At 53.5% G+C, this 15,169-nt stretch carries 14 protein-coding genes and 3 pseudogenes; 8 read left to right on the forward strand and 9 right to left on the reverse strand.

The window, feature by feature from the left end; genetic code table 11:
• Positions 1 to 119 precede the first annotated feature (119 nt).
• Positions 120 to 347, reverse strand: a complete 228-nt coding sequence (locus KTE_RS46460; protein ID WP_201394281.1) for a hypothetical protein — start codon at positions 345 to 347, stop codon at positions 120 to 122.
• Between KTE_RS46460 and KTE_RS46465 the strand changes: the two genes are divergently transcribed.
• Together KTE_RS46465 and KTE_RS46470 are read left to right on the forward strand one after the other, a co-directional pair.
• Positions 346 to 639, forward strand: a complete 294-nt coding sequence (locus tag KTE_RS46465; protein WP_374226879.1) for an ArsR/SmtB family transcription factor — start codon at positions 346 to 348, stop codon at positions 637 to 639. The genes KTE_RS46460 and KTE_RS46465 overlap by 2 nt on opposite strands.
• Positions 640 to 674: 35 nt before the next feature.
• Positions 675 to 995, forward strand: a pseudogene (locus KTE_RS46470) (SRPBCC family protein); the annotation flags it as partial.
• A 157-nt stretch (positions 996 to 1,152) separates the two neighbouring features.
• Here the strand turns inward: KTE_RS46470 and KTE_RS46475 are convergent.
• Complete coding sequence (locus KTE_RS46475) at positions 1,153 to 2,094, reverse strand: transposase (RefSeq protein ID WP_201394291.1); 942 nt, start codon at positions 2,092 to 2,094, stop codon at positions 1,153 to 1,155.
• Positions 2,095 to 2,257: 163 nt separating this feature from the next.
• On the reverse strand, positions 2,258 to 2,416 hold the full coding sequence (locus tag KTE_RS46480; protein WP_374226880.1) for a hypothetical protein: 159 nt from the start codon (positions 2,414 to 2,416) through the stop codon (positions 2,258 to 2,260).
• A gap of 50 nt (positions 2,417 to 2,466) precedes the next feature.
• Between KTE_RS46480 and KTE_RS46485 the strand changes: the two are divergent.
• Positions 2,467 to 3,034, forward strand: a pseudogene (locus KTE_RS46485) (IS6 family transposase); the annotation flags it as partial.
• Between the two features lie 66 nt (positions 3,035 to 3,100).
• Here the strand turns inward: KTE_RS46485 and KTE_RS46490 are convergent.
• The 6 genes from KTE_RS46490 to KTE_RS46515 all read right to left on the reverse strand — a co-directional run bounded on the left by KTE_RS46490 (position 3,101) and on the right by KTE_RS46515 (position 7,887).
• Positions 3,101 to 3,811, reverse strand: a complete 711-nt coding sequence (locus KTE_RS46490; protein ID WP_201394293.1) for an IS6 family transposase — start codon at positions 3,809 to 3,811, stop codon at positions 3,101 to 3,103.
• Positions 3,812 to 3,904: 93 nt separating this feature from the next.
• Positions 3,905 to 4,231, reverse strand: a complete 327-nt coding sequence (locus tag KTE_RS46495) for a rhodanese-like domain-containing protein (RefSeq protein ID WP_201374645.1) — start codon at positions 4,229 to 4,231, stop codon at positions 3,905 to 3,907.
• Between the two features lie 105 nt (positions 4,232 to 4,336).
• The gene (locus KTE_RS46500; protein ID WP_201394295.1) at positions 4,337 to 5,284 is read right to left on the reverse strand and encodes an NADP-dependent oxidoreductase; all 948 of its coding nucleotides are present in this window, start codon (positions 5,282 to 5,284) and stop codon (positions 4,337 to 4,339) included.
• Positions 5,285 to 5,378: 94 nt separating this feature from the next.
• Positions 5,379 to 5,774, reverse strand: coding sequence for a RidA family protein (locus tag KTE_RS46505; RefSeq protein WP_201394297.1), 396 nt, complete (start codon positions 5,772 to 5,774; stop codon positions 5,379 to 5,381).
• 135 nt (positions 5,775 to 5,909) lie between these two features.
• Positions 5,910 to 6,833, reverse strand: a complete 924-nt coding sequence (locus KTE_RS46510; protein WP_201394299.1) for an SDR family oxidoreductase — start codon at positions 6,831 to 6,833, stop codon at positions 5,910 to 5,912.
• 94 nt (positions 6,834 to 6,927) lie between these two features.
• On the reverse strand, positions 6,928 to 7,887 hold the full coding sequence (locus KTE_RS46515) for an NADP-dependent oxidoreductase (RefSeq protein WP_236601036.1): 960 nt from the start codon (positions 7,885 to 7,887) through the stop codon (positions 6,928 to 6,930).
• Positions 7,888 to 8,362: 475 nt separating this feature from the next.
• Between KTE_RS46515 and KTE_RS46520 the strand changes: the two genes are divergently transcribed.
• From KTE_RS46520 to KTE_RS46540, 5 genes and pseudogenes are all read left to right on the forward strand, one after another.
• Positions 8,363 to 11,158: a LuxR C-terminal-related transcriptional regulator gene (locus KTE_RS46520; RefSeq protein ID WP_201394301.1), complete on the forward strand. Its 2,796-nt coding sequence runs from the start codon at positions 8,363 to 8,365 to the stop codon at positions 11,156 to 11,158.
• A 252-nt stretch (positions 11,159 to 11,410) separates the two neighbouring features.
• A pseudogene (locus KTE_RS46525) lies at positions 11,411 to 12,128 on the forward strand (IS6 family transposase).
• A gap of 258 nt (positions 12,129 to 12,386) precedes the next feature.
• A complete protein-coding gene (locus KTE_RS46530) occupies positions 12,387 to 13,559 on the forward strand; it encodes a hypothetical protein (RefSeq protein ID WP_201394303.1) in 1,173 nt (390 codons plus the stop codon).
• Positions 13,556 to 13,726: a hypothetical protein gene (locus KTE_RS46535; protein ID WP_201394305.1), complete on the forward strand. Its 171-nt coding sequence runs from the start codon at positions 13,556 to 13,558 to the stop codon at positions 13,724 to 13,726. The genes KTE_RS46530 and KTE_RS46535 overlap by 4 nt, the downstream gene beginning before the upstream one ends.
• A gap of 247 nt (positions 13,727 to 13,973) precedes the next feature.
• Positions 13,974 to 15,158 carry a sigma-70 family RNA polymerase sigma factor gene (locus tag KTE_RS46540; protein WP_201394306.1) on the forward strand — a complete coding sequence of 395 codons (1,185 nt, stop codon included), beginning with the start codon at positions 13,974 to 13,976 and terminating at the stop codon, positions 15,156 to 15,158.
• Positions 15,159 to 15,169 lie beyond the last annotated feature (11 nt).

Raw genomic sequence — 15,169 nt, forward strand, 5'->3', positions numbered from 1 at the left:
CTGAGCCAATCGAGGCTGAGGGTACAGGGGAAGTGGCAGACCAGACGCAGCATGACAAAGATGTTGGAGCCCAGATTCCATCTCGGCGAGTGTGGCGGTGACGGAGTGACGTGTTGGCATCATGGGCGCCAATAGAGAGGAAGGATGTACCTGCTCAGTCTGGTAGGTGGCTGGGCTGCCTGTCGGGCAGCAGTTGGGACCACTCCACTTGGGACACATGTGATGCGCGTGGCATGAGCGGCCGAAAGGGAAGCGGTGGCTGCCGCAGGATGATTGCCACTGGCCCAGAAGCCCAAGCCACCGGGAAGGATGGCCCCACACAGGGCAAGCGCTACAAGCTTGTTCATGAAACCCTTTCTTTCAGAAGTGAGAAATGCAACAGGCCTTTTTCAAAGTATAGTGGCTGCGATCCGTGCGAGCGAGGAAATTTATTGCTCATTTCCCGCAATGATCGTGTCAAAGCACCTGCGAGTGCTGCGCGAGGCTGGTTTTGTGGAATCCACGGTGGACGCACAGCGCCGTCTCTACCGGCTGAAGCCAGAACCGCTTCAGGAGGTGGATGCCTGGCTGGCTCCGTTCCGCCGGTTCTGGTCCGCTCACGTAGATGCTCTCGAACGCCACCTCAACCACATGGATTAATCAACACCAACGAAAAGGAAGATAAGGAGAAGAAGGTGACCGATCGCGAGCAGTACACACCGGGTCCGGGCAGCGGGGCGCAGGTACGAAAGGACGGAGAGAAGTGGACGCTCATTCTCGTTAGAGATCTGCGCCACTCGCCGGAAAAAGTCTGGCAGGCGCTTACCGACCTGGCGCATCTGCGCGAATGGGCTCCTTTTGAAGCCGATGGGAGCCTGGGTACGGTTGGAACCACGGTGAAGCTCACCACGGTGGGAGCGCCCACGCCGCAGGTTTCCGAAACAAGAGTGACGCGAGCCGACGCTCCCCAGGTGCTTGAGTACAACTGGGGTGGCAACGATATCCGGTGGGAACTCCCACGAGATACGCAACGAGGTGTAAGCAACCAAGCAGTACAGAGAGAAAAGAGTGTATGGTGAGAAAAGGAAAAAGGCACAGAACTTCTTCGCCCTGCTGAGTCACTCAGAGGGAAAAGAGAGCGCGGTTGGTTGTTCTGCTGAAGCTTGTTCCTCCTCAATAGCCTCTGGTAAGGAGAGCAGGAACGCCAGCCACGGTGACACGCACGTGCGGTGGACCGAACCAAGCGTTGCGTGCAAGCCGATCAGACCAATTCCACCGGTCATACGAGCGAACCGCCCGAGGTGGGCGAGGTGGCGGAGAGAGGGGCTGCTGGACTTCGACGAGCGGAAGGACCTCGACGTATTGACTGCGCCAGTGACCCATCCACGTTCGTCGAAGTGCACGACCGGCGACGTCGACCCAACGGGTTGCAGCCAGGATACCTGTTTGAGGTTCCACTGAGGAAGGTGCTGGGAGCAAGTGACGAACAGCACTGACGCGACGCGCCCGGTCTCCTTTGGCTCCTCGCGCCAGGCACTGCTCACGCAAGGGACAAGGCCGACAATCATCTAACTGAGCCACATATGTAGCCCGTTGGGTGAACGCATTCTCTTGACGCATCTCACTCAACCAGAGGGGCGCTCCGGTGGGACAGCGAAGCGAGACCTCATCATGCAGGGTAAAAGCCCGTGCCGGGATCTGGCTCCGACCACGGTCTCTGGCTAATTGCCAGGGACCGTAGATCTCTGAAGGCTGATCAGACGAGGAAACCCGTGGGGGACGTTCTTTTGCTGGAGACCACTCCATCTCGCGCAGTTCCCCTCCCTGCATGCTGTGTCCGAGCGACAGCCGGATATTCCACGCCCATTGGCACACGATCTGCCAGAGTTCCTGTCCGCATTCCGTGTACGAACACCAGCGGTCGGGATCATCTTCCAGATCCTCCTCAGCAAAAATGGTTTCAAACGCACCACGCCCGTGATACAGGTCCACCACATCCTCGACCAGCAAGCCATCGGCATCCAGTGTTGTGATGAAGAGTTCATAGATCCATGCCCCCACGCGCTTGCCGACTTTCACAGCAGGATCGGGAGAAGAAGCCAGGTAGCTCATCATTGCTTTGGTGCTTGCCAGGCTGTCGGGACGGGGAAAAGAGACCGCCGACAGTTCCTGGCACTTGATCCGGTATTGTCAAGTTATTGTATGAGGGAGAGCACAATTCTGAGGGAACGCTTGTTAGGAGAACAATGGCAGGTGAGAACTGGGAAAAGATGCCTCATCATGCAACCCTGTTTCCAGCAGTGATGTCATTCCAGGTCCCAAATCGCTCCTTCATGAGAGCACGATAGTCTGAAGCGCAGAGACGATGTCGTTGGGGACGGAAGTGATCCGAGATCGGTCCAAAGGCTGAGAGGAAGCGCTGCGCAGGTATTGTCAACTTGGAGAGACTCCTTCATAGAAAACTGAACAGTGTGATACAATGGCGCCATGAAAAAGAATGTCTCCGCGTCTCCCTACAAAGGCTTCCGCTTCCCGCCGGAAATTATCGGTTATGCTGTCTGGTTGTACTTTCGCTTCCCCCTCAGTTGCGCGTGACGTGGAAGAACTGATGGCCGAGCGTGGCATCGTGCTTACCTATGAAACCATTCGCCAGTGGTGCCTCACATTTGGCCAAACGTATGCCAATGAGTTGAAACGTCGACGCACAAGACCGGGAGACAAGTGGCATCTGGATGAAGTATTTTTGACCATCAATGGAAAGCGAAGCTACCTGTGGAGAGCCGTCGACCAGCACGGCACTGTTCTCGATATCCTCGTACAAAGTCGACGTGACAAACAGGCAGCGAAGAAGTTCTTTCGCAAGTTGCTCAAGGGGCTTGAATACGCGCCGCGAGTGATCATCACCGACAAGCTCGCTAGCTATGGGGCTGCTAAGAAAGAGATTCTACCAAGCGTTGAGCACCGCAAACACAAAGGGTTGAACAACCGAGCGGAAAACTCCCATCAACCGACGCGGCAACGAGAACGAAGCATGCGTCGGTTCACATCTCCTGGACAGGTTGTGTTGCAAGAAATTTCAAGAAGACAAGGTGAGGTTATGGAGCAACTCTCCTTGTTCAGTTTAAGCAACCACTCCGAACAACTTGGCAACCAATGCCACCTGCCCTCTCACATCCCCTTTTGCCACGCCTCGCAGTTGTCCTTTGCGTAGCATGTTCATCACCTCGTACCCCTGTAATGTTCGTCGGGCTGTCTCGAAGGAGAAAAAGCCCATGCCTAGCTTCGTCAACCGTTTGAGGAAGCGGTGATCTTGCTCGACAAGATTGTTGAGGTATTTGACTTGCCGTAATGCGCAGTTTTCAGGGAGGTATCCCTCCGCTTTGAGTTCTGCAAACGCTTTGGGATACGCTGCGTTTTTGTCCACATTGATGACTCGTGGCGTGCTCGTATGAGACGCTGCAAGGGTTTTGAGCAAGAACTGTCTGGCGGCTTGTGCGTCCCTTGTCAGACTGAAGAAGAAATCGAGGGTTTGGCCCTGAGAATCAACGGCCCAGTACAAGTACACCCACTCTTTTTTGACCTTGATGTAGGTCTCGTCAACGCGCCAGGAGTCGGTTGTGGGCTTCACATGAGGACGGCAACGCCGTTCAAGCGAAGGCGCATACCGCTGGACCCAGTGGTAAATTGTGGTGTGATCGACGTGCGAACCACGCTCCAGCATCATTTCTTCGAGATCGCGGTAGCTGAGCGAATACCGCAAATACCACCTGACGCACAAGAGAATAATGTCGGATTGAAAATGACGCCATTTGAACGGGTGCTGCTCTGCCATGATGCGTTCCTTTTCCACTTTTCTCCCGACTTTAACAGATCAGTTACTTTCTTGCGACACAACCCACTGACAGGCCTACTGATGCTAACACAATCAGGCCTTGGCATCCCTGCCTTCTAATGGATAGCCTGCCTGTTCCCACTCGGCCAGCCCACCGGCAAAGTGCAGCACCTGGGTATAGCCCTGGTTCTCAAGCACTTTACCGAGAGCGGCACTGGCAATACAGGTTCGGTCGGAACAGTAGACGACAATCTCGTCTTCTTTGCGAAGCTCGGCCAGCGCGCCCTGGATGGTGGAGAAGTACAGGGAACCAGGAATATGTTTCATCTGGTACTGCCACTCATTCAGAGCCATTACCAGACGAAAGGATTCATCGTGGTCCATTTTCTGTTTCAACTCTTGATGGTCAATGGTTCTCAATATTTTCTCCTTCATCACGTTTTACTTCGCTGCTTGTACCTGCTCGATTTGTTCCTCAATGGTATTCTCATGTATCACTGTGGCTTGAGCAGGACGAGAGACGTTTTAACTGCTCTTTTCCTCGCCCTCTACGCGCAAAATGATTTTTCCGCGCGTGTGCCCTTGTAGGGCCTGCTCAAACGCCTGGGATGCCTCTGAGAGAGGAAAGACCCGCTCGATGATTGGTCGGAGCTGGCCTGTATCTATCAGGTCCCCGATGTGTATGAGCTGTTCTCGATTGGGCTTGACGATAAAAAAGAGCTCACGCACACCAAAGGCGGCAGCCTGCTCCTGGGATAGGGGGCTAAACACACTCAGGAGCAGTCCGCCCTTCCTTAGAACGCGCCAGGAGCGATCTACTGTCTCACCACCTATGGTATCAAGCACTATATCAACATCACGCACCACATCCTCGAAACGCGTGGTGGTATAATCAATGATCTCATCGGCTCCCAACGTGCGTAGGAATGCATGATTGCGTGCAGAGGCTGTCGCGATCACCGTGGCACCAGCCCACTTTGCCATTTGAACCGCCATGCTTCCTACGCCACCAGCGGCACCATGAATGAGAAGCGATTGCCCACTGGTAAGCCCTGCGTGCTCAAAAAGCGCTTGCCATGCTGTCAGTCCAACCAGGGGGACTCCGGCTGCCTGGATGTGCCCAAGGGTTCGTGGCTTGGGCGCCACATCAGTCGCGCGTGCGATCGTGTACTCAGCAGCCGCGCCATCCCTCCAGGATTCGGTGAGCGCATAGATAGCCTCTCCTGCGGCTATACCAGCGACGCCGGGCCCCACTTCAACGACCTCGCCAGAAACATCATGACCTGGTATGGGATGCTGACGTTCGATACCAGCCGGTGTTTGCCAGGTTTCCGACCAGATCGGTTCCTGCCACATCACACTTGTCGCATGGACACGAATCAGGACTTCTCCTACTCCTGGCTGAGGTTTCGGTGCATCTTCGAACACAAATTGATCGGGTCCGCTCTGACTATATAGGCGAATAGCTTTCATCTCTTACATGTCTCCTTTAAAACGTACATATGCAGCCTCAGCGTTCATCTCCACACTTGTATTTTTTTATGGCTCTCTGTTGGCTCTGGCTTTCTTACGCTTTTGCCGCAATGACCTCAACTTCAACGAGAATTTCCGGGTAAATCAATTCGGTAACCACAGAAAACATGCCTGCTGGACGAAACCCACCCAGGTAACGGCCTCGAACTTGAATATAGGCCGATTTATCCTCCGCGTGAATCAGATACTGGTTGACCTTCACGATATCGGCTATCCCCATGTCAGCGGATTCCAGGGTTGCCAGAATATTCTTCCAGGCCTGGTCGGTCTGCTCCTCAATCGTCTCTGGTATGGTCCCATCAGGCTTGATGCCGGGCGTTCCGGACACATACAACCAGCGAACATTACCTGAGACCTCCACCCCATCACTGTAGCTATCATTGCCGCGACCAATCTGCGCTGCCACCCCTATATTGTGGATTGTGTTCATTCTTCGTCTCCTTGGTTATCCCTATCTCGATTTGAGAGCATATGCGAGAAAGCTCAACGTTCCTTTCAAAGGACATTTTCTCTCAAACAACATCGGCATGCGAGTCATCTTCTTATCGGTCCAATAGATCCTATTCTAGAAGAAGTGTCCATCTTCGAGATCCTGGATCAGCGTGGGGTGTACTGGCTGCCACCCCAGCAGCTCGCGGGTCAGCGCACTCGACGTCGGGTTGTCTATTGAGGAGAAGGGTCCGAGCCAGCGAAAGTGCTTGCCCGCGTCCTCTGGAGAGATGGAGACCACCGGGAGATCGAGATGCCGACCGATCGCCTCGGCGATGGTGCGGGTCGGCACGCCCTCTTCCGCGACTCCGTGCAGCACCGATCCCGCTGGGGCCTTCTCCAGCGCCAGACGGAACAGGCGAGCGGCATCGAGCCGGTGCACAGTGGGCCAGCGGTTAGAACCATCGCCGACGTAGCCGGAGACGCCCTTCTCACGGGCGATAGCGATCAGGATCTCCGTGAAGCCGCCTCTTTTTGTGTCGTGAACCGAGGGAGACAGTCGCACGATCGATGAGCGCACGCCGCGCTGGGAGAGAGCGAGCGCCACGTTCTCCGATGCGAGCCGGGGCGCGACCGACCCGGCGTCGGCCACGTCCTTTTCCGTCCCGAGACGCCCCTGTGGGAGAAAGAATGTGAGCATCACTGTTCCCGAGGTGATCACGAACGGCTTGCCGGAGCCTTCGAGCGCTGCTCCGATTGTCTGGACGGCGTGCAGATCCGTGCGCACAGCGCCCTCGTAGTCCGAGAAGATCCCCTCGTAGTCCGCGACGAAGTCGTGGATAAACGCGAGGTGGATGACGCCGTCAGACGCCGCCGCTGCGCTGCGCAGGCTGTCAAGATCATCGAGGGAACCACGATGCACCTGTGCGCCGGCGGCAACAAGCGAGGCCGCGGCTGCATCTGAGCGCGCCAGGCCGAGGACCTGATGGCCCGCCTCGATCAGTTCGGGGACGACGGCGGAGCCGATAACACCGGTCGCGCCAGTAACAAAAACTCTCATGGGAAAATCCTCCATTACTAAACATACGGTTAGGGTTTCGGTCGTGTGGACACTACCTTCTCATGGTTTTTTAGGATTTGACCAGAGAGGGTCTTCATCTTGATACATCGAGCACGATTTTTCCTTGATGGTGCCGCGTCTCCAGTCGCTCATGAGCTAACTTTGCCATTTCGAGGGGAAACACCTGATCAAGGTGAACCGTCAACTGACCATGGTCCACCAGCTTCGTCAGTTCGGCCAATTGTCGTCTATCAGGGCGGAAGTAGAGTACGTGCGTGTCAATATGACGGGTGGGTGTCACCTGCTCAAGGTCGACAATGCTGACGAGCCGTCCCCTCTCGCGTACCACCTGCATACTTCTTGCCGCTGTCTCTCCCCCAACACAGTCCAGGACCGCATCGATGCCCTCAGGATGAGCCGCGTGGACAGCCTCCGCGAAGTCCGTTTGCGTATAGTCAATGAGTTCGCTTGCTCCCAGTTGCTGAAGGTACGGGTGGTGCTCGTTCCTTGCTGTGACCATGACGTGTGCTCCAAGGCGCGCAGCCAGTTGGACAGCAAGCGTGCCGGTTCCTCCCGCCGCACCGGTAATCAAGAGCGTTTCTCCCGGTTGGATCTTCAGCAGTTCGAAAATTGCCTGGAAAGCGGTCAGCCCGTTGACGGGAAGGGCAGATGCGTGCAGGGCATCGAGCGAGGAAGGCATTGGAGCGATGAGATTCGCAGGGACAGCCACGGCAGAAGCATAATGACCAATGCCGACCTGGTAGGTCGCGCAGATCACGTGGGTTCCCACATCCCATCCCGTGACTGCCTCTCCCACCTTTGCAATGATCCCTGCTGATTCCCAACCAAGCACGAGCGGAAACTGTTGCCCTTCTAATACTATGCTTCCTTGCCGCGTTTTCACATCCCACATCCCGACGCCGGCTGCCTGGACGTTGATGAGGACTTGCTCTGGGCCACAGGGTGGCACAGGCAGATCCACAAGCTTGAGTTGATCAGGGCCGCCAAAAGCGGTAATGGCGATCGCTTGCATGCGTTGTTCCTTGTCTATCACTGTTTTCTCTCCTTTCTGCGATCATCGAAAGAGAGCCAGGCGATGTAGCGGGCGAACACGAGGCGTAGGTGGATACGTGAGCGTGGGTGCCTGCCATTTTGTATGGGGAAGAATTGTATGCATCCGAAATAAGCTTTCTGTACGTTGTGAGAAAAGCACATTGACCGCAAGGCCGTTTTTATCCTGGCTTGCTTTGTTATGACCTCGGTCAGTGTACCGCGAGGAGGCGAAAAAATCATGGGCCAAAAAGGGTGTTTCCAACGGCAGGCATGCCAGTAGGGAATCCACACAAAAGTGGTGTCGACCATCCTACCATGCGTTTGATTATCCTGGCTTCTGGAGGGATGTGGGTGAATACGTCAGCAAGATCTTGACACCTGAACGAACTTTAGGGACAATACTCTGAAGAGTGGTTTCTTTCCCAGCAGTAAAAGTGGGCAGTGCAAAAAATCAAAGTCAGGAAGGAGGGGCGACCATGGATAGTGCAAACTACGGAGACAGCTCGAGTAGGTTTCCCACCCAGGGACCGCTCGACCAATTGCTGACAGCCAAATTTTTTGTTCCTACACTCCCAAGCACCTATTTTGCCCGTCCCCGTCTCACTGCTTTGCTTGATGCTGGACTTCAAAGTCAGGCCATTCTTGTCTCCGCTGCTGCTGGTTTTGGTAAGACGACCCTACTTTCGGGCTGGGTTCGTATGTTCAGACCCAATGATCCGCACGCGGCCTGGATCTCTCTCGATACATGCGACAACGTACCATCCCAGTTCTGGATATATGTCCTGGCTGCTCTAGAACGTTGTAAGTCGGGGATCTCTGCCCTCCCTTTGACGTTCTTGCAAAAAGAGTCCCAACCAGCATGGCAAGCAATGCTCACGGCCTTGATCAATAACCTGGCCCAGTGTAGCGAACGTATGGTGCTGGTTCTAGACAACTATGACAAGATTACCGAACCAACCATCCATGCTCTCATCTCGTTTCTCATTGAGCACCTTCCGCCTACCCTGTGCCTGGTTCTCTCCACACGCGCAAATCTCCCATTCTCGCTTGCCCGGTTGCGGGCACGTGTGCAGATCCAGGAATTACGGACCGAACAGCTACGGTATACGCAGGAGGAGACAACGATCTTTCTCCGCAAGGCAGTGGACTTTCGCTTTTCCGAGCAGGATATGCAAGAGGTGCAATCCCGCACACAGGGCTGGTGCGCGGGATTGCAGTTGGCAGCACTTGCCTTGCGGGGACGATCGAACCCAAGAGATCTGCTCCATGAGCTCCATGGAAGCCAGCGTGCTATCCTTGAATACCTGTTGGATGAAGTGGTTCAACAGCAGTCAAGCAGAGTGCAAAATTTCCTGTTGCAAACCTCAATTCTGGATCGCCTATTTCCTGCCCTGTGTAATGCGGTGTTAGAGCAACAGGACAGTCAATCCATCCTGGAGGAAATGGAACACGCCAATCTGTTTCTCAGCCCGCTCGATGAAGAGCATCAGTGGTATACGTACCATCCCCTGTTTGCCGAGGCGTTACGCCATCGTCTACAGCAAATCTCCCCAGACAATGTTTCCATACTGAACCTACGGGCCAGTCAGTGGTACGACAGCCATCTTTATGAGAACGAGGCCATCCAGCATGCTATCTATATTCAAGAGTGGTCCAGGGTAACAGAGCTTATCGAGCGCATTCCGAGCCAGAGCATCTGGAGTCGGCTAAATGCCCCATTCTGGATCGAACACCTGCCTCCTGATGTTGTTCGTACGCGACCGCGTTTGTGTTTGGCATATGCTAATGCTTTATTTTGGAACACTCCTTCTCGTATCACGAAAGATTGGCTGCGCGATGCCAGGATGGCGTGGGCGGTTCTCCATGCAAGGGAGGAAAATGCTACGGGAATTACGCCAGCACAAAAGCCAGAGGCCTCGACTCACCTTCTGGGCGAGATTGCTACCTTGCAGGCTGTGGTCGTAGGTTTCTATGATGGTGATGCAGGAGCCACGCGGGCTTATTGTAACGAGGCTCTCACCCATCTTGTTGAGCAGCAACAAGCGGCTCATGTCCAGGTTACTTTCGCTCAATCCCTGGCCGCTTTATCTCTGGGGCACTTCGAACTTGCTATTCAGTCGCTGCAAGCAGGAAATACAGCCGCGGCAGCTGAAGGAGATACTGCTCTTGCAAACATCTGTCTGACAAGGGCAAGCTGGGATATTACTATGGCTGGAAGATTGCATGACGCCTGGCAGTTTACCGAGCATACCATTCAACGGGCACAAACTCCAGATGGGCATTTGCCAGTTACTGTCTGTTGGACATATGCCCGTCAGGCAGATATCCTGCGTGAATGGAACAGGCTCAAGGAAGCTCAGCATCTCGTTGAGCAAGCAATCCAATTTGGGGAACAGGCTGAAATCACCGCTCTGTTGCCGCTGGGATACACTATTTTGTTGAAGCTCGCACTCTCACGAGGAGATTTAGAAGAAGCCGCCAGGGCAAATCAATTGCTGGAAGACTCCTGGAAAAGGATGCCGGCGCCGTATTGCTATGCGCTCTACAGTAATGTGGATCAGGTTCGTTTCTGGCTTGCGTGTAGAGATTTGGAACGAGCCAGGCAATGGGCTAAGAATCTGGAACGGGAAGAACCTCTGGTGTCCCCGTTGGCACGAGAACGGCAGGGCGTTTCGCTTGCCAGAATAGCGCTTGCCGAGTCCCAACCTGACAGGGCGCTGGCTTTGCTGGCCCCGTTGATCGTGCGGGCGAAGGCGACGGGGCGGTGGGCCCATGTTTTGGAAATGTGGTTGTTACAAGCCCAGGCTTACCAGATGCGTCTACAGAGCCAGGAGGCTCTTGCCACGCTTGCCCAGGCAGTCAATCTGGCAGCTCCCGAAGGCTACATCCGTTGTTTTGTGGACGAGGGGGTCCAGATGGCAGATCTGTTAGGCCGACTGAGAAAACAAGGGCACCAGGGAGACTCGATCTCCTATCTGGAGACGCTCCTGACCGCCTTCGACGATGCACATGAAGCACAGATGAGGCAAGCAAAGAAGGAGCAGTCAGATGTAAGTTCGCCGTTGCTCGACCTTTTGAGCGCGCGGGAATACGAAGTGCTGAGACTGGTTGCGCAAGGTGCCTCTAATCAGATGATTGCAGAAACGCTGGCGATCTCAAATGATACGGCCAGACACCATGTGAGTAATATTCTCAGCAAACTCGGAGTGACCAATCGCACACAAGCAGCAATACGGGCCCGTATTCTTGGCCTGCTCTCTTCAGCATCATAAAGCCTCCACGCATTACTTCATGGAAAATGTGACTCATGGGTCTCTTTAGTAGAAGTATACCATAGGTTGGGCTTCTACTAATAGGACTTAGTGGAAGTGTGTAAGTAGCGGAAGCAATGAAAAGCAGATCCAATAGATCGAGAGACGGACGAGTTTCCTACTATCTTTGCTCAATACAGGTACGTTGCGTAGGTATTGTCAACTTGGAGAGACTCCTTCATAGAAAACTGAACAGTGTGATACAATGGCGCCATGAAAAAGAATGTCTCCGCGTCTCCCTACAAAGGCTTCCGCTTCCCGCCGGAAATTATCGGTTATGCTGTCTGGTTGTACTTTCGCTTCCCCCTCAGTTGCGCGTGACGTGGAAGAACTGATGGCTGAGCGTGGCATCGTGCTTACCTATGAAACCATTCGCCAGTGGTGCCTCACATTTGGCCAAACGTATGCCAATGAGTTGAAACGTCGACGCACAAGACCGGGAGACAAGTGGCATCTGGATGAAGTATTTTTGACCATCAATGGAAAGCGAAGCTACCTGTGGAGAGCCGTCGACCAGCACGGCACTGTTCTCGATATCCTCGTACAAAGTCGACGTGACAAACAGGCAGCGAAGAAGTTCTTTCGCAAGTTGCTCAAGGGGCTTGAATACGCGCCGCGAGTGATCATCACCGACAAGCTCGCTAGCTATGGGGCTGCTAAGAAAGAGATTCTACCAAGCGTTGAGCACCGCAAACACAAAGGGTTGAACAACCGAGCGGAAAACTCCCATCAACCGACGCGGCAACGAGAACGAAGCATGCGTCGGTTCACATCTCCTGGACATGCGCAGCGCTTCCTCTCAGCCTTTGGACCGATCTCGGATCACTTCCGTCCCCAACGACATCGTCTCTGCGCTTCAGACTATCGTGCTCTCATGAAGGAGCGATTTGGGACCTGGAATGACATCACTGCTGGAAACAGGGTTGCATGATGAGGCATCTTTTCCCAGTTCTCACCTGCCATTGTTCTCCTAACAAGCGTTCCCTCAGAATTGTGCTCTCCCTCATACAATAACTTGACAATACCAATAGTTGAGCTGCTCACTCTTCGCGCCGATTGATCACTCGTCACCCTAAAACCTGATCAATCTTCGTGCTTACTACCATCAAGGGCCATAGACAGCGAGCATTCTTAATCGTTATAATACAAAAAGCTCATAGAGCTAATAAATAGTGTTAGGAATGATAGCATGGAAGCAAACGCAGTAGAACCACAAAAAGAGAGCGTGCAATCAATAGTGAATACAACCTTGTCTGCGCGGCAACTCTATCGCCATGACCCATTATTGTTTCTACTCAAGGAAAGGTTACATCTGAGAAATCTTTGGATGAGCGTTGGCGCAATGCTTCTTCCGGGAATCGTCTATCTGGTGTGGTGGTTGTTATGGGGAAGCAAATTCTCATCAGGGTGGAATCCTGGCACTATTTCTAGTATTCTGATTCAGACTTTCGCCCTTTTCCCCTCCCTTTTTTTTATCTACGATTGTATTCCCAATGCTATTGCAAAAACCTTTAATACACTCTATACGGATGATGTGATTGGGAAGTATCGTAAAGATCCTGCTGATAGAGAAGCATATGCACGCTTCAAGCAACAAGTGGTCTACTGGATGGATAATAACTGGTGGACAGCGACAATTATAGTCGTGATCATTCTTTACGCCCTCCTGAGGTTATTTCTTCGCGAATTACCAGATCGACATGACTTGCTACCATTAATGGTACGAACTGTCGTGGTTATTATCTATGTTCCCTTGATGTTTGCGACAGGCATGAGTGTGATACGGCTTGTATTAGCATTAATTTTTGTGAATCGTCTGTTCTATCTCTTCAAACTTCAAATAAAACCAGCACTTGCCGACGGCTCTGGCAGGCTTCGTAGTCTTGAACGTCTTCTCTGGTTGTGTGTGAGCATAATGCTCTGGGTGGCAATCCTGTTAGCGGCAATGATACTTGGGCGTAACGTGGGTGGGCTTACGTTCCCAGAAGTATTTTTACTCGGTGCTATTTATATCTTGCTTATTCCTACACTCTTAATTGGCTGGTTGATCTTTCCTCATCGTATGATGGTAAAAGCGCGCGATGAGGCGTTACAACCGCTGGCCATTGAATATCAACAGGCACTCATGCTGTCTTTGTCCCCAAAAACGCAAGATACGCAAGGTGTTGCGGCAGAAATACTTCATCTGGAAACACTGAAAAAGCGCTATGATTTGGTCTACAATTCATTCTCTGTCTGGCCTCTGGAAACCCATACATTAAGTAGTGCTGGAGTAACCGTCATCCTACCTGTCATTTTACCTCTGATTTTCCCTTTTATTGTTTCATTTATTTCATTCCTACTTCAATGGTTCGGGCTTTGAGTCTGGTGCGGTGCCATCCAATCATCGTTGAGCAGATCCGCTCGCAAGGCAACGATGGCGGTGGCATTGGTTCGACACCAACGCATGCCTCGTTTTTTCATGCGATTGATGACGATGGGCACGGCTCGCTCGATTATGCCGCTACTGGTAATTTGGGCCAAGAGTGAGCAGGTTTCGGGGGTCATCCCACGGGTTGCGCAACGAGATTCAATGGTTGAACAGGAAGGGAAAAACTGACAGAACATATCTTTTAGAGAGCCTGTTTGCTAGGAGCATCAACACGAGGTTTCCGCGAGAGAAAACGCATCCTCTGCCACGCATCGAAAAAACAACTGCCTCATTTCTGGCTGTAACGCCTCTCTGTATACTACAGTGAAAAACCGGAGCGTCTCAGAAAGGAACCATCGCAACGCTATGCAGTTCTCTAACCACTCGCGCCGCCAGGATCGCTTAAACTGGCTGGCGGAGATTTACCGTGCGTATACCGCTGATCTCCAACACTTTATCTCCAACAAGGTCGGCGATCCCACTGTGGCCGAGGACCTGACCAGCACGGTCTTTCTCAAGGCGCTGCGCTGGCTCAGGGAGGATCAGAGTCAGCGCAGCGTACATGGCTGGCTCTACGCGACGGCTCGTACCACTATCGTCGATTACTGGCAGGCGCAGAGAGAGATCGAGGTGCGTTCGCTGAGCGGCCTGGAGGAGCAGTTGTTCTTCAGCGATGACGCTGCAACAGCTTCCCAGCAGACCGAGATGCGCGTGCAATACCTTCTCAGCCTCTTGCCAGAACGTGATCGCACCATTTTGACCCTGCGCTACCTCCAGGGGTATAGCGCGCCTGAGATTGCCGCTGCCCTGGGAACGAGCGCGGGCCATATTCGAGTACTGCAATTGCGTGCTCTGAGGCGAGCAGCACAAGTGGAGACCATGGAAAGGAACAGATACTGTATGCAAGAACAAGAATCACCATTTGACACCTTCGTCAAATGCATGGCCCCGGAGAGCCGCCGGGTACTCGATCTGGCCCGCGAGGAGATGCTCACCCTGAAACACTGGTGGATCGGCACTGAACACTTGCTGTGGGGTTTGGCGAGCGATGAGAGTCTCACGTCATTTCTCACTCCACAGGGGATAACGCCTGAGCGTATCCATGCTGGCATTGTGTTTATCTTCGACCGCCAGACGCATCAAGGCCAATCAGTCCAGGGCTCTCCACCACTAGCGGACGTCTCATCCGATGCGTTCAAACTGCTCACCCCCCGCGCCAAACGGGTGATCTTCCTGGCAGGAGAAGAGATGAAGAGCCAGGGTGAGCAGAGCATACGCCCGATGCATCTGCTGCTTGGCTTGTTGAATGAAGGGGAGGGGCTTGGCGCGGGCCTGCTTCGTACGCTCGGCATCGGTCTCTTGCAGGGGCGCGCGGCGTTGGTACCTCCCGAGGCCTCTCAGATCTGCTCCTTCTGCGGGCGCAGCGGTGAAGAGGTCGCCCGCCTCTTCCCAGCAGAGGTCGGAATTGTGGAAAGGAGTTCACCCGAGCCTGGCACCTTCATTTGTGATCATTGTGTGAAACGTTTCTACACCATACTTGGAACTGTTTAACCTCCATCTTG

This window comes from Ktedonobacter sp. SOSP1-85 (assembly GCF_016587415.1).
Classification (GTDB): Bacteria; Chloroflexota; Ktedonobacteria; order Ktedonobacterales; family Ktedonobacteraceae; genus Ktedonobacter.

Coding starts and splice junctions, on each gene's coding strand:
- KTE_RS46465 (WP_374226879.1), top strand. CDS start 346: ATGAAACCCTTTCTTTCAGAAGTGAGAAATGCAACAGGCCTTTTTCAA.
- KTE_RS46505 (WP_201394297.1), bottom strand. CDS start 5,774: ATGAACACAATCCACAATATAGGGGTGGCAGCGCAGATTGGTCGCGGC.
- KTE_RS46530 (WP_201394303.1), top strand. CDS start 12,387: ATGGAAGCAAACGCAGTAGAACCACAAAAAGAGAGCGTGCAATCAATA.
- KTE_RS46460 (WP_201394281.1), bottom strand. CDS start 347: ATGAACAAGCTTGTAGCGCTTGCCCTGTGTGGGGCCATCCTTCCCGGT.
- KTE_RS46540 (WP_201394306.1), top strand. CDS start 13,974: ATGCAGTTCTCTAACCACTCGCGCCGCCAGGATCGCTTAAACTGGCTG.
- KTE_RS46490 (WP_201394293.1), bottom strand. CDS start 3,811: ATGGCAGAGCAGCACCCGTTCAAATGGCGTCATTTTCAATCCGACATT.
- KTE_RS46500 (WP_201394295.1), bottom strand. CDS start 5,284: ATGAAAGCTATTCGCCTATATAGTCAGAGCGGACCCGATCAATTTGTG.
- KTE_RS46475 (WP_201394291.1), bottom strand. CDS start 2,094: ATGATGAGCTACCTGGCTTCTTCTCCCGATCCTGCTGTGAAAGTCGGC.
- KTE_RS46510 (WP_201394299.1), bottom strand. CDS start 6,833: ATGAGAGTTTTTGTTACTGGCGCGACCGGTGTTATCGGCTCCGCCGTC.
- KTE_RS46520 (WP_201394301.1), top strand. CDS start 8,363: ATGGATAGTGCAAACTACGGAGACAGCTCGAGTAGGTTTCCCACCCAG.